The following is a 13857-nucleotide window of genomic DNA, read 5'->3' as shown; positions in this document are numbered from 1 at the left end:
CATTGATCGAAATTATTTGAGCTCGAATCAAAAGATATCCGCTTTCCAGGCACAGCGGCAAGCGTCAACATGGTCACCAGAAAAACATGCCAGAGGATGACCAACCGTGAGCCTTTCCCCTTTTCACCTCGCTATTCCCGTTTATGACCTGCCCGCCGCACGCACCTTTTACGGCGACGTGTTCGGGCTGCCAGAAGGCCGCTCTTCGGATCATTGGGTGGACTTCGATTTCTACGGCCACCAGTTGGTGATCCACGAGCACCCCAAGACCGCGTCCCAGGAGTCCGCGCACACCAACGCCGTGGACGGTCACAACGTACCGGTCCCGCACTTCGGCATCATCCTCGGCTGGGAGGAGTGGGAAGCGCTGGCGGACCGTCTGCGTGCCCGCGAAACCCAGTTCGTGATCGAACCCTACGTACGCTTCAAGGGCCAGGTCGGCGAGCAGGCCACCATGTTCCTCTTCGACCCGTGCGGCAACGCGCTGGAGTTCAAGGCGTTCAAGGACATGAGTCTGCTGTTCGCCAAGTAAGCATCCAGAGCTGGCCACCAAGCGCAGCCCGGGTCCGTGGCCCGGGCTGCGCTTGGCGCAACCGCAGGCTCAAGAAAGCGCTCAGCCTCCGTTCATCTCGGCAGCCACCGCCGCCCGAATGGCTTCCAGCAGCATCATGCAGGCCGGGTTGTCGTTGTTGCTGCGCCAGGTCAGGTGCAGCTCGCTCTGAATGCCGTTGCCCAGGTCGATCTCGCGAAAGGTCACGTCCTTGAACACCACGTTGGTGGCGCAGCGCGGCACCAGGGCCAGGCCCATGCCGGCGTTGACCAGCGCCAGAATGGTCAGCGACGACCCCAGCCACTGCACGTATTCCGGAGCCACTCCGGCCGAGCGGAACATGCCGGTGAGCAGTTCGTTGAAGGGTGGATAGGCGGCATGGGAATACATCAGAAACGGGGCACCATCGAGGTCCTCGACCCTGACGCGGGCCGTGTTGGCCAATGGATGCTGACTCGGGATGGCCAGCACGAACGGCTCACGCACCAGGCACTCGTTTTCGTAACCTGGTTGCAGCAATGGCTGGCGCACGATACCCAGGTCGATACGGCGGGTGCGTAGGGCTTCGTGCTGCTGGTGGGTATTCATCTCGCTCAGGGAGATCTTCACCTGGGGTTGATTGAGCCGCGCCTCGGCGATCACCTTGGGCAGGAATTCGTACACCGCGCTGCCGACGAAGCTGATGCTCACCGAACCGATATCGCCTGCCGCGAAGCGCCGTGCCGAGGCGGCTGCCTGATGCGCACGTTCGAGGAGATGCTGGGCTTCGATGAAAAACGCCCGGCCAGCGGCAGTGAGCGCGACGCTGCGCGTGCTGCGGGTAAACAGCTCGACCCCGAGGCTGTGCTCGAGCAACTGGATCTGCCGGCTCAGCGGTGGCTGGGTCATGTTCAGCCGTTCGGCGGCACGGCGAAAGTTGAGTTCGGTGGCGACGGTGGTGAAGCAGCGCAGTTGAGCGAGCTCGAACATTGATTTAATCCGGGTATCAATCCAATACCAATCTAGATTAGACGGGATCAATGCCCGCGTACATGATCGGCGTATCCCACAAAAACAATGATCGGGAGTCGCCCCAATTGAATAACGTCCAGAGTTCAGCCGACCCGCAGGTTGTCGCCCGCGCGGTCTCGAAAGTGAAACGCCACGTCTTGCCGCTGTTCGTGGTCATGTTCATCGTCAACTACATCGACCGGGTGAACATCGGCTTCGTCCGCAGCCACCTGGAAACCGATCTGGGTATCGGTGCCGCGGCCTACGGCCTGGGTGCCGGCCTGTTCTTCATCGGCTACGCGCTGTTCGAAGTGCCGTCGAACATGCTCCTGCAGCGCTACGGTGCCAAGGTGTGGCTGACCCGCATCATGTTCACCTGGGGCATCGTCGCCACCGCGATGGCTTTCGTGCCCAACGAAACCTGGTTCTACATCCTGCGCTTCCTGCTCGGCGTCGCCGAGGCCGGCTTCTTCCCGGGCGTGGTGTATTACTTCACCAAATGGCTGCCCGCCGGTGAGCGCGGCAAGGCCATGGCCATCTTCCTCAGTGGCTCGGCCATCGCGTCGATCATCTCCGGCCCGCTGTCCGGCCTGCTCTTGCAGATCGATGGTCTGGGCATGAAGGGCTGGCAGTGGATGTTCTTCATCGAGGGCATGTTCTCGGTCGTGCTGTGTGGTTTCGTGTGGTTCTGGCTGGATTCGCTGCCCAAGGACGCCAAATGGCTGACCCGTGAGGAAAGCCAGGCGCTGACCGACTGCATCGATGAAGAGCAGCGCCAGCGCCAACTGGCAGCGGGGGAGACCGGCGCGGTCAAGCACTCGGTGTTCAAGCTGCTGCGCGACCCGCAGATCATGCTGTTCTGCTTCCTGTACTTCTCGATCTCGCTGACCATTTACGGCTGCACCTTCTGGCTGCCGAGCATCATCCGCTCCATGGGCGGGCTGGATGATATGCAGGTTGGCCTGTTCAACTCGGTGCCGTGGATCATCTCGGTGGCCGCCATGTACGCCTTCGCCAGCCTGGCTGCGCGCTACAAATGGCAGCAGGCATGGGCCTCGGCCGCTTTCGTGATCGCCGCGTTCGGGCTGTTCATGTCCACCACCGGCGGGCCGATCTTCTCCTTCATCGCCATCTGCTTCGCGGCCATTGGCTTCAAGGCGGCGTCTTCACTGTTCTGGCCGATTCCCCAGGCCTACCTGGATGCGCGTATCGCCGCAGCGGTGATCGCCCTGATCAACTCGGTGGGCAGCCTGGGCGGCTTCGTGGCCCCGGCTACCTTCGGTTACCTCGAAGAGCACACCGGCTCCATCGAAGGCGGCCTGATCGGTCTGGCCGTGGTTTCGCTGATCGCCGGCATCCTGGTGTTCATGACCAAGACCAGCAAAAGCGCCAAAGGCAGCGGCAACGGTGTGAGCCCCAAACCGGCGGCGTCGCCAGCCTGAGACAACGTCTGCGTCGGCCCGACCGGCGCAGTAATCCTGCAAGATTCAAGGAGTTCCAATCATGAGGATCAAACACGTACGCGTAACGCCGATTGCGTTCCGTGACGCACCGCTGCTCAACGCCAGCGGTATCCATGAACCCTATGCCCTGCGTTCGATCATCGAAGTGGAAAGCGACAACGGCTACATCGGTCTCGGTGAAAGCTATGGCGATGCGCCGGTGCTCAGCGTGTTGCAGGCCATGCAGGAGTCGCTGGTCGGGCTCGATCCGTTCGACCTCAATGGCTTGCGTGCCCGTGTGGTGAAAACCGTCGCCGCTTTGAAGCCAGGCACTGCTGGCGCCGAGCTGGCCCCTGGCTCGCACCCGAGCAAGCAGGTAGCGAACGCCTATTCGGCCTTCGAAGTGGCCTTTCTCGATTTGCAGGCCCGTTCTCTGGGCATGCCTCTGGTCGATCTGCTGGGTGGCGCGGTGCGCGACGAGGTGCCGTTCAGCGCCTACCTGTTCCTCAAGTACGCCGAGCATGTGGGTTCGCCCTACAAGCCGGACCGCTGGGGGGAGGGCATCAGCCCCGAGCAGATCGTTGCCCAGGCACGCACCATGATCGAGGAGAACGGCTTCAAGAGCATCAAGCTCAAGGCGGGTACCTTGCTCGGCCCGGAACACGAGGTCGCCTGCATCAAGGCGCTGCGTCAGGCGTTCCCCGGCACGCCACTGCGTATCGACCCCAACGGCAACTGGTCGGTGGAAACCTCACTGCGCATGGCCGAGCTGATGGGCGATGACCTGCAGTATTACGAAGACCCGTGCCCCGGACTGGAAGGCATGGCCGAGGTGCACAAGCGCACCGGCATTCCCCTGGCGACCAACATGGTGGTCACCGATTTCGACGAGTTCCGCCGCAGCGTGGCGCTGAACAGCGTGCAGATCGTGCTCGCCGATCACCACTATTGGGGCGGCCTGCGTGATACGCAGATCCTCGCGCGCATGTGCGACACCTTCGGTCTGGGCGTGTCCATGCACTCCAACTCGCACCTGGGGATCAGCCTGATGGCCATGACCCACGTGGCCGCCGCCGTTCCGAACCTGTCCTACGCCTGCGATACCCATTACCCCTGGCAGGAGCCGGATGAGGAAGTGATCAAGGGCGGCAAGCTGCCGATCGTCGATGGCTGCGTGAAGGTCACCCGCACACCCGGCCTGGGCGTCGAGCTGGATTACGATCAACTGGCCAAGCTCAATGACCAATACCTGACCTGCGGCATTCGTTCGCGCAACGACGTGACCCAGATGCAGAAGTACGACCCGAGCTGGAAAGCGCTCAAGCCGCGCTTCTGACGTGACGGCGCATGGCTTCTGCATTGAAGCCATGCGCCTCTGCTACTGGTTCACGATTTCTTCTATGTAGCCCACGGCCTGCCCGACCGGGATGGTGAAAATGCCGCCTTCGCCTGCGTCGAACGCGGCTTTCCAGTGCCCGTAACCCTCGGAAATATCAGGCATGGGTGCGCCCGAGCTGATCAGCTGCGTCACGCTGCTCTGCAATGCGGCCTCGCCAATGGGAAGGTGAGGCAGGTCGGTCTGCAGGCCACCTTCAATATTTGGATTCCTGAGTTTCAGGCCGTCCAGGGCAATGTGGTAGATCGGCCCGAGCTTCTCGTGCCGATCGATCTGCACGATATAAAGCTGCGAAGACTCTTCCCCTGCTCGCGTCTGGTAGTGCCAGACCTGGCCCTCTTGAACGTGTTCCGCTGCAGATGCCGACATGGCCAACCCCGCTATCAATGAAATGACTGTAGGTTTCAAAGGGCAGGATCCGGGAACGGCAGTTCGTCCTGGGAGACGCTGGGTTGTGCGACCCATTTCTGTCCCTGGCGGTAAAAATCCGCCTGTGTCTCACTGCTGCCGGCGCCCATTACCACTGCTACGGTGCAGGCGATCTGCCCCTCGTGTTCGGCCTCGACTGCGGGGATGCAGGTACCCAGCTTTACGCTGGCCTGCCCGCCGAGCTCATCAACAAGTTGCATCATCTCCAGAATTGCCTGGGTCGCTTGCTCCGGTGACGGGCGCGGCAGCTCCTGAGCAGGCAGGATGGTGGTGACAAACACGGAAGTGAATAGCAGGGTCGTACGGGTTGTCTTGAGCATGATCGGTCCTTGTGGGTGCTCTGCAGTCGGGGGGTATTGCACGGTGCGTTTCGGTGTCAGGGCTCGATGAGCAGCTCTCGCGCTTCACGGCAACTGATCACCTGCGCGTATTCGCCGTGCAGGTTGGCCAGCGCCATGGCATGCACGTCATCGGCGCTGCGCAGCACACCGTTATAGTCGGTCTTGGCAAAGGTAAAGCAGCCATCGGCCACCACGTAGGTGCTGAAACCCAGATTACCCGCCGTGCGTGCGCTTGCTTCCACGGAGTTGTTGGTGCTGACACCGACGATCACCGGCGACCTGATATCCCTCACCCGCAGCCAGCGCTCCAATCCCGAATTGATAAAGGCATCCGGCACGTTCTTCTCGACCACGTGCTCGCCAGGTAAAGGATGCAACGCAGGCTGAAACTCGACGCCAAATTGCCCAGGCGCGAAGGGTGAGCCGGGCGACCTGGATATGTGGCGAACGTGCACGATTGGCGCTTGCGCCTCTCGCCAGGCCAGCAGAAGTTCTGCCACGCGCGCCGGCGCTTCGGGATTGTTGCGCTGCCCGGCGGCCGCCTCGAGCATGCCGCGTTGCATATCGATGATGATCAGAGCCGGTAGCGGCATGGGTGAAACCTCGCTTTCGGGCGTTTGGGCACTTTTGCGCAGATGGCTCATCTATAGCGTATGGACCAATGATCCCGATATTGCATCTTGCACGACAGAAACATGGTCACCGTGCAGGATGCATAGTTCAATTACTTTTTAAATAAAAATAATCTTTATAAATCAATAGCTTAGTTTTTATCAGAAGCTGGCATGCACTCTGCAATATCCCTCTCATAAAGAAACACCACATAGAGGGTACGAGCCATGCAATACGCCATCCAGCAGCTGATCGAAAATCTCCCGGACCATGTAGTCGATTTCAAGAAGCGCCCCGATGGGATGTTGCTGATGACGTTGCGCAAGGACGATGAAGTGGTGTTCGTGAAGGCGATCGATCGCCAGACCGTATTCTGCGAAACCCGCGTGCAAGCGCTGCTGCATGAGATCATGCGCGACAGCAAGCTGATCAGCGGCGAGATCAACTGGAAGGGGCAGGGCGCTCAGTGGATCGACCGTACCCTGCCGACCTTCACCGGCGCGCCGATCAACCCGACTGCAGCCAAGATGATGTGGGCTCGTCGTACTCGCGACGGCGGCTATCGCGCCACTGCATAACTGCAGAGTGTGAGCACCCGAACCCCGCCTAGGCGGGGTTTTTCACGTCTGCAGCGGGGCGTTTGAAGTGCTGCGACAAGCTGCCAGCGCCCCGGATAGGGCGCCGGCCGCAGCCGGTCAGCCGGCCAGTACGCTGTCTACCAATGCCTTGGCTTCTTCCTGAATGCGTTGCAGATGGGCATCGCCCTCGAAGCTTTCGGCGTAGATCTTGTAAACGTCTTCGGTACCGGAGGGGCGAGCGGCGAACCAGCCGTTGTCGGTGACCACCTTCAGCCCACCGATGGCCGCGCCGTTGCCCGGTGCCTCGGTGAGAATCGCGGTGATCGGCTGGCCAGCCAGCTCGCTGGCGGTCACCTGAGAGGCGGACAGTTTGCCGAGGCGAGCCTTCTGTTCGCGGTCGGCGGGGGCGTCGATGCGCTGGTAGACGGGGGCGCCGAAACGCTCGGTCAGCGCCTGATAGCGCTCGCCAGGGTCCTTGCCCGTTACCGCGGTGATCTCCGCCGCCAGCAGGCCGAGGATGATGCCGTCCTTGTCGGTGGACCAGGCGCTGCCGTCCTTGCGCAGGAACGAAGCCCCCGCGGACTCTTCACCACCAAAGCCGAAGCGGCCTTCGATCAGCCCGTCGACGAACCACTTGAAGCCCACCGGCACCTCGACCACTTCGCGGCCGATGCCCTTGGCGACCCGGTCGATCATCGAGGAAGACACCAGGGTCTTGCCGATGGCCGCCTGGGCAGCCCACTGCGGACGGTGGGTGAACAGGTATTCGATGGCCACGGCCAAGTAGTGATTGGGGTTGAGCAGACCCACCGAGCGGGCGACGATGCCGTGGCGGTCGTGGTCGGTGTCGCAGGCGAAGGACACGTCGAAGCGGTCCTTGTTCTCGATCAGGCCGGCCATGGCATGGGGCGAGCTGCAATCCATGCGGATCTTGCCGTCCCAGTCGACGCGCATGAAGCGGAAGGTCGGATCGATGCGCGTCGATAGCACCTCGAGCGGCAGGCCGTAGCGTTCCGCGATGCGTGTCCAGTAGTGCACGCCTGCGCCGCCCAGCGGATCGACCGCGAACTTCAGACCTGAGCCGCGAATCGCCTGCAGATCGAGTACCTGCTCGAGATCGCCGACGTAATGCTCGATGAAGTCGTAACGCTGGGTGGTCGGTGCTTTCAGAGCGCTGGCGTAGTCGATGCGCTGTACGCCCTTGAGGCCAGCCACGAGCAGTTCGTTGGCACGCTCTTGAATCCACTTGGTGACGCCGGTGTCAGCCGGGCCCCCGTTGGTCGCGTTGTACTTGAAGCCACCGTCGGCAGGCGGGTTGTGCGACGGGGTGATGACGATACCGTCGGCCAGGCCGCTGCTGCGCCCGCGATTGTAGTCGAGGATCGCCTTGGAGATCGCCGGGGTCGGCGTGTAACCGGGTTCGCCAGCGGTTTCGCTGCAGCCGGCATCGATACGGGTTTCGATGCGGTTGGCGGCCAGGACTTCCAGTGCCGAGACGAACGCCGGCTCGGACAGCGCATGGGTGTCCATGCCGATGAACAGCGGGCCGTCGATGCCCTGGCCGCGACGGTAATCGCAGATCGCCTGGGTCACGGCGAGGATGTGCCATTCGTTGAAGCTGTTCTTCAGGGAAGAGCCGCGGTGGCCGGAGGTGCCGAACGCCACCTGCTGTGCGGGGTCGCTCGGGTCCGGACGTTCGCTGTAGTAGCGTGATACCAGGCGCGGCAGATTGGCCAGGCTGTGCTCGTCGGGAAGGCGTCCCGCATTGCTGTGGATGCTCATCAATCGTTCCTTTGATGGGATGGAGGGGCCAGGTGGCAGCGCACCGGACATCGGACTCGGGGGTTCGACACCGCAGCGGTGGCCTGGAGTTCCCCATACTCGTGGTCGCGGATGATAAAGACTGCAGAATAAAGCGCCAGTGCCTTCGCTGGCATGGCGTTCGAGGGGCTTGCGCACCCTCGAACGTTCCGTCTGTCGGCAATAGATATTGTTCATGAGCGCAATACTGTCACTTTGCTATTGTCTAGTTGCGCCCCCTCCAAAAAATGGGTGGCGTGTCCCGCTGGGCCGACAGGGAGTGGTTGGTTAATACGCTCTAGTCATTCGGTGCCGCCATGAACCTTCGTGATTTCAATATCGCCCCCCGTGCCGCTTTCTGTTTCGCCCTCATTACTTTGCTGGTCGTCGTGCTGGGGGCGTTCTCGCTGTTCAAACTGGGTGACCTGTACGAGGCCGAGCAGGACATCGAAGCCAACTGGATGGTGAGCATTCAGGCCACCGGCGAGATGCAGAAGGATCTGCTCAACATTCGCCTGGAAACCCTGCGGCTGCTTGCCGTTGGCGAGAGCGCCGGGCAGAAGTCGATCGACGAAAGTGCCGCGCAGAACTATCGCACCGCTCTGCAGCAGGCCCTGCAGCAGTATGGTGAAAAACTGGTCTCGAGCCCTGCCGAACGAAGCCTTTTCGACAATGTGCGCACCAGCACGCAAACCTATCTGACCGGTCAGCAGCAGATCATCGACCTGCTGCATCAGAAGCAGGTGCCCCAGGCCCTGGACCTGGCCAACGGCCAGGTGCGCAATGACGGCACCGCGCTGCAGCAACGGCTCGACGAGCTGACCGCCTATAACATGCAGGGTGCCAAGCAGGCCGGGATCACCGCCAGCAAGACCTACGACCATGGCCGCACCGGGGTGCTGGTAACCATCTCCATCGCCGTGCTGCTGACGGTGTTGCTGGCGACCCTGCTGACACGTTCCATCGCCGCACCGATCAATGAAGCGCTGCTGAGTGCCGAGACCATCGCCTCCGGTGACCTGACCCGCTCCGTGCAGGTCAGCGGCAAGGACGAGGCAGGGCGTCTGCTGGCCGCCCAGGCGACCATGCGCAAGAACCTCAACGATGCCATTCGCCAGATCAGTGAGTCCTCCACGCAGCTGGCTGCGGCCGCCGAGGAAATGGCCTCGGTGACCGAGGAGAGCACCCGTGGCCTGCAGAACCAGAACGCCGAGATCGACCAGGCCGCCACTGCCGTGACGCAGATGAGTGCGGCGGTAGAGGAGGTGTCGCGCAATGCCAGTGGTGCTTCCGACGCGGCGCGTGATTCGACGCTCTCGGCGAATGCCGGCAACCAGCATGTGGCGCGCACCGTGGCGGCGATCCGGCAGCTGTCGGGCAACGTGGTGGAGGCGTCCGATCAGGTCCAGGGGCTTGCCAACCAGGCGCGCGATATCAGCAAGGTGCTCGACGTGATTCGTAACGTCGCCGAGCAAACCAACCTGCTGGCGCTCAACGCAGCCATCGAGGCCGCCCGAGCCGGTGACCATGGCCGGGGTTTCGCCGTGGTGGCGGACGAGGTCCGCGGCCTGGCTCATCGCACCTCGGCCTCCACCCAGGAAATCGAACAGATGATCGCCGCGATCCAGGCAGGCACCGAAAAGGCCGTGCTGGCCATGCGCAACAGCAGCCAGGAGGCGACCAACACCCTGCAGGTCGCCGATGAGGCGCGCAACGCCCTGGGGCAGATCGTCGATGCCATCGGCATGATCAACGAGCGCAACCTGCAGATCGCCACCGCTTCGGAGCAGCAGGCCCATGTGGCTCGTGAAGTCGACCGTAACCTGGTGAGCATCCGCGACCTGTCGATCCAGAGCGCTTCGGGCGCCGATCAGACATCCGCGGCGTGCAACGAACTGGCGCGACTGGCTCAGGGGTTGAATACGCTGGTCGGACGTTTCAGGCTGAGCGCCTGATCCGGCAGGTTCGGGATGGCGGCTCGGGGCCATGGCCAATGAGCCGCCAGCCTGGCTATGATGCAGGCCATGAGCCTATCGACGCCAATCCGCCATCCCTGTCCGCCTGGCGCTTGCGACTGCGAGCGTGAACGACTGCTGGAAACCACCAGTGGTGACCAGCGCATCCTGATGCTGACCAGGGCTGAGGAAAAGCGTCTGCTCGAGCGCCTGGAGAATCTCGCCAGCCTGGAAGACCTCGAGCGCATGCAGCAGCGCATGTTCGAGCAACTGGGCATTCGCGTTGACGTTGCCCCTGGCTTCAACGAAGTACGCAGCATGCGCGGTATCGCCATCGAGGTAACGACCTTCCCGGGTCTGTGCCGCAAGACCCGACAGGCCATTCCTGCGGCCATCCGCCGGGCTCTGGAGCGGCGCCCGGAAATCGCCTACGCACTGCTCAACGCCCACGACCTGTTTCGCGATCTGTAGGGGCTGTTGACGTTTCAGCTCGAGCCGTTACTGCGAGAAACCTCGCGAGGCAGAAGGTGATCGCGACCGCCAAACGGGCGACTGACCCATCCCATGATCAACTCCCTGTGCTCATAGCGTTTTCCGGGATGCCGGCAACGACTGGTAGCGGTGTTCGAAGTCATTGGCGAGATCGGCCACGCTGATCGCGCCCAGGCGTTGCAGCAGCAACGCCTGGGCCTCGTCGAAGGCCTGGCTGAGGGCATCGTTGACCGCCTGCTCGACCAGGCATTGAGGGTGGTCGGTGGCCAGGCCGATGCTGAAGATCGACTGCGCTCCCAGCGCCTGGTGGATGTCCAGCAGGGTGATCTGCTGCAGCGGCTTGGCCAGTGCCCAGCCACCGTTGTGGCCCTTGTCCGAGGTCACGTAACCCTTTTCGCGCAGCAGACCCATGGTGCGACGTACCACCACGGGATTGGTCTCGAGCATCCTGGCGATGGTTTCCGACGTGGTGCGCTGCTGGTGGCGATCCATATGGATCAACACGTGCAGCATGCGCGAGAGTCGGGTGTCGTTCCTCATTGAATTCTCCTGGCCGGGGCGGTGGCCCGTTACGTAATGAACCATGTTACGAGTGTTGACCCGAATCCTTCATGTAACTCATGATGTTTCGTGATGGCCGCGGGCGAGCCGAGGTCGATACACGGGAGTTAATTCATGAGCCATGACGTGATCATCGTCGGAGGTAGTTACGCGGGATTGTCCGCCGGCCTGCAACTGGTAAGGGCGCGTCGCCGCGTATTGGTGATCGACGCTGGCGAGCGACGTAATCGCTTCGCCGAACATTCCCACGGTTTTCTCGGGCAGGACGGTCGGCCACCGGCGGAGATCGCCGCCGATGGTCGTGCCGAGTTCATGGATTACCCGACAGCCGACTGGCTGACTGACAGTGCCACCAGCGTGCAGCGCGAAGGCGAGGGCTTCGTGGTCGGGGTGCGAAGCGGCGCACGCTTGCCTGCTCGTCGCCTGATTCTCGCGGGCGGCGTGCGTGATGAACTGCCAACCATCCCTGGTCTTGTCGAACGCTGGGGTCGAAGCATCTTTCATTGCCCGTATTGCCACGGCTACGAGCTGGATCAAGGGCGTATCGGCGTGCTGGCCGCTTCCGAGCTGTCCATGCACCATGCCCTGATGCTGCCGGACTGGGGCCATACCACGCTGTTCACCAACGGGGCTTTCGTGCCCAGTGCCGAGCAATGGGGTCAGCTGGCCAATCGCGGTGTGGTCGTGGAGCCTGAGCCGGTGCGGGCGATCAGCGGCGAGCGGGCGAACGTGCACCTGGGGGACGGCCGCGAGGTCGCGCTGGATGGTCTGTTCACCCTGACCCGCACGCATCTGGACAGCCCGCTGGTCGACCAGCTTGGCTGTCAGCTCACGGCAGGGAACACCGGCTCCTACATACAGGTGTCGGAGATCCAGGAAACCAGCGTTCCCGGCGTGTTCGCCTGCGGCGATGCAGCGCTGCCTGCGGGCTCGGTGGCCCTGGCGGTAGGCTCTGGTGCGCGAGCGGGTACCGGCGCGCACGCTTCGCTGATGTTCGGCTGATAGCCGCCACGCTGTGCTCCCGGGTCAGGCCACGAGTCGCCCCAGCGCGAATTCCATGGCGTGGCGCTTGCACGGCAAGGCCACCATCCTCGGTCCCCAGGCTCCGATCAGCGGCAAGAGGTACTCACGTACGGATGGCGGAGGGTTGTAGAGAGCGTCGTGGGAGCGCTCGACAACCAGGCGCAGATCAATGCAATCGGCGATGTCGCAGGGTAGAGTGGTACCGCTCTGCTAGCGCCCGTGACGCTGCCAGCTGCGTCGTCCCTTTCCATGCAGGTCATCGATGAGCCTTTTGCCGACAACGCCACTATTGGCTTTCCCTGATACCCCTCGTGCCTGGCTGTCCGTGCAGGTGAGCCAATGATCCGCCCGTTGCTGCTACTGCTGACGCTGTTGGCTGCGGGCCTGGCTCACGCCGAGGCAGACGTGGCCACGGGGGAGGCGCTGTTCAAGCGCAACTGTGGCAATTGCCACAAGGTCGGGCAGGGAGCCCGAGCCGCGTTCGGCCCGCAGCTCAATGGCATCATGGGGCGAACCGCGGGCTCCACAACCGACTACCGCTATTCGCCAGCCATGAAGGACTCCGCCGTGGTCTGGAGCCCGGAGACCCTGAGTGCCTTCATCAAGGACTCCGAGGCGGTGGTGCCCGGCAACAAGATGCGCTTCTGGGGCATCGGCGATCAGGACAAGATCGACAGCCTGCTGCTTTATCTGCAAACCCAGCCGGCGCAATGAGGCTGCTGCAATCCTCGCCGGCCCGGCCACCTCGCCAGCCATCTCGCCATTCAGACTGAACAAAGCCCAGCCCACCGGCTCTGAAACAGAAGTGCAGGCCAACCAGGCTGTTTGAAAACCACTGCGCTCGGTCATGCGGCGTTAAAACCAGCTGGAATGCCAGCCCAGTCAACAGGCTCATTTGCAGCACGTGAACTGCGCTTTTCGCTGGTTTTTGCCTTGCCTGACCTTCGCCCGCGACGTTTTCACACGGCCTGCAACGGCCTGCGATCTTCTTCCCGACCCGGATGTGCGATGGCTATGCGTGATGAAGAACAGGTGAATTGGCTGGTCGAGCAGTCCATGCTCCACACCGCGAAACAGCGAGCCCGGCTATACGCTGGCCAGCCCAGGCTCTGGCAGCATCCCTATGCTCTGGCGCGGCCGCGCAGCGTCACGGCGGTGGCTTCGGTGTGGATCGCCGTCTACCCGGCCGCCATCATCACCGCGCCCGAGGGTTCCGTTCTCCAGGCCCTGGGCGACGAACGCCTGTGGGCCGCGCTCTCGGAACTGGGCGTGCAGGGCATCCATACCGGGCCGATGCGCCGCTCCGGCGGCCTCCACGGGCGTACCTACACGCCCACCGTGGACGGCAATTTCGACCGGATCAGCCTGCAGGTCGATCCGCGCTACGGTACCGAAGAGCAGCTCATTCACCTCAGCCGCGTGGCTGCCGCACACAATGCGGTGACCATCGATGACTCCATCCCCTCGCACACCGGCAAGGGCGCTGACTTCCGTCTGGCGGAAATGGCCTATGGCGACTATCCGGGCCTCTTCCACATGGTCGAGATCCAGGAGGCCGACTGGGCGATGCTGCCCGATGTCCCGGCCGGCCGTGACGCGGTGAACCTGCCGCCGACGGTGGTCGACGCCTTGCGCGACAAGCACTACATCGTCGGGCAACTGCAGCGGGTGATCTTCTTCGAACCAGG

The 13857-nt window shown here is 62.7% G+C and carries 14 protein-coding genes and 1 pseudogene; 9 read left to right on the top strand and 6 right to left on the bottom strand.

Going from position 1 to position 13857, the window contains the following annotated elements:
* Positions 1–106: 106 nt before the first annotated feature.
* Positions 107–532 (top strand): VOC family protein, encoded by a 426-nt coding sequence (locus ACT9T4_RS19160; protein WP_042552806.1) that lies wholly within the window; start codon positions 107–109, stop codon positions 530–532.
* 81 nt (positions 533–613) lie between these two features.
* Here ACT9T4_RS19160 and ACT9T4_RS19155 read toward each other — a convergent pair whose 3' ends face one another.
* The gene (locus tag ACT9T4_RS19155) at positions 614–1519 is read right to left on the bottom strand and encodes a LysR family transcriptional regulator (protein ID WP_499118458.1); all 906 of its coding nucleotides are present in this window, start codon (positions 1517–1519) and stop codon (positions 614–616) included.
* A 107-nt stretch (positions 1520–1626) separates the two neighbouring features.
* Between ACT9T4_RS19155 and ACT9T4_RS19150 the strand changes: the two genes are divergently transcribed.
* Both ACT9T4_RS19150 and ACT9T4_RS19145 read left to right on the top strand, forming a co-directional pair.
* On the top strand, positions 1627–2982 hold the full coding sequence (locus tag ACT9T4_RS19150) for an MFS transporter (RefSeq protein WP_042552808.1): 1356 nt from the start codon (positions 1627–1629) through the stop codon (positions 2980–2982).
* 61 nt (positions 2983–3043) lie between these two features.
* Positions 3044–4318 carry a glucarate dehydratase family protein gene (locus ACT9T4_RS19145; protein ID WP_042552809.1) on the top strand — a complete coding sequence of 425 codons (1275 nt, stop codon included), beginning with the start codon at positions 3044–3046 and terminating at the stop codon, positions 4316–4318.
* 42 nt (positions 4319–4360) lie between these two features.
* Here the strand turns inward: ACT9T4_RS19145 and ACT9T4_RS19140 are convergent, their stop codons facing one another.
* Genes ACT9T4_RS19140 through ACT9T4_RS19130 form a run of 3 tightly spaced genes read right to left on the bottom strand, consistent with a single transcriptional unit; the run spans position 4361 to position 5741 of the window.
* The gene (locus ACT9T4_RS19140) at positions 4361–4747 is read right to left on the bottom strand and encodes a hypothetical protein (RefSeq protein WP_499118457.1); all 387 of its coding nucleotides are present in this window, start codon (positions 4745–4747) and stop codon (positions 4361–4363) included.
* 35 nt (positions 4748–4782) lie between these two features.
* Positions 4783–5127 (bottom strand): hypothetical protein, encoded by a 345-nt coding sequence (locus tag ACT9T4_RS19135; protein ID WP_179537807.1) that lies wholly within the window; start codon positions 5125–5127, stop codon positions 4783–4785.
* A 56-nt stretch (positions 5128–5183) separates the two neighbouring features.
* Complete coding sequence (locus ACT9T4_RS19130) at positions 5184–5741, bottom strand: cysteine hydrolase family protein (protein WP_042552892.1); 558 nt, start codon at positions 5739–5741, stop codon at positions 5184–5186.
* 246 nt (positions 5742–5987) lie between these two features.
* Between ACT9T4_RS19130 and ACT9T4_RS19125 the strand changes: the two genes are divergently transcribed.
* Complete coding sequence (locus ACT9T4_RS19125) at positions 5988–6338, top strand: hypothetical protein (RefSeq protein ID WP_052493755.1); 351 nt, start codon at positions 5988–5990, stop codon at positions 6336–6338.
* Between the two features lie 117 nt (positions 6339–6455).
* Here ACT9T4_RS19125 and pgm read toward each other — a convergent pair whose 3' ends face one another.
* Positions 6456–8120 (bottom strand): phosphoglucomutase (alpha-D-glucose-1,6-bisphosphate-dependent), encoded by a 1665-nt coding sequence (gene pgm, locus ACT9T4_RS19120; RefSeq protein ID WP_499118455.1) that lies wholly within the window; start codon positions 8118–8120, stop codon positions 6456–6458.
* Positions 8121–8455: 335 nt separating this feature from the next.
* Between pgm and ACT9T4_RS19115 the strand changes: the two genes are divergently transcribed.
* Both ACT9T4_RS19115 and ACT9T4_RS19110 read left to right on the top strand, forming a co-directional pair.
* A complete protein-coding gene (locus tag ACT9T4_RS19115; RefSeq protein ID WP_042552812.1) occupies positions 8456–10093 on the top strand; it encodes a methyl-accepting chemotaxis protein in 1638 nt (545 codons plus the stop codon).
* A 69-nt stretch (positions 10094–10162) separates the two neighbouring features.
* Positions 10163–10564: a hypothetical protein gene (locus ACT9T4_RS19110; RefSeq protein WP_042552894.1), complete on the top strand. Its 402-nt coding sequence runs from the start codon at positions 10163–10165 to the stop codon at positions 10562–10564.
* Between the two features lie 111 nt (positions 10565–10675).
* Here ACT9T4_RS19110 and ACT9T4_RS19105 read toward each other — a convergent pair whose 3' ends face one another.
* Positions 10676–11125, bottom strand: coding sequence for an Rrf2 family transcriptional regulator (locus ACT9T4_RS19105; protein WP_042552813.1), 450 nt, complete (start codon positions 11123–11125; stop codon positions 10676–10678).
* Positions 11126–11260: 135 nt separating this feature from the next.
* Here ACT9T4_RS19105 and ACT9T4_RS19100 point away from each other — a divergent pair, with 135 nt between their 5' ends.
* The 3 genes and pseudogenes from ACT9T4_RS19100 to ACT9T4_RS19090 form a co-directional block, all read left to right on the top strand.
* On the top strand, positions 11261–12148 hold the full coding sequence (locus ACT9T4_RS19100; protein ID WP_499118453.1) for an NAD(P)/FAD-dependent oxidoreductase: 888 nt from the start codon (positions 11261–11263) through the stop codon (positions 12146–12148).
* A gap of 360 nt (positions 12149–12508) precedes the next feature.
* Positions 12509–12883 carry a c-type cytochrome gene (locus tag ACT9T4_RS19095; RefSeq protein ID WP_499118451.1) on the top strand — a complete coding sequence of 125 codons (375 nt, stop codon included), beginning with the start codon at positions 12509–12511 and terminating at the stop codon, positions 12881–12883.
* A gap of 300 nt (positions 12884–13183) precedes the next feature.
* A pseudogene (locus tag ACT9T4_RS19090) lies at positions 13184–13857 on the top strand (maltose alpha-D-glucosyltransferase); the annotation flags it as partial.

This window comes from Pseudomonas sp. SZ40 (assembly GCF_052958135.1).
The sequence above is the reverse complement of the archived record's forward strand: the minus strand, read 5'-3'. Positions and strand labels throughout refer to the sequence as shown.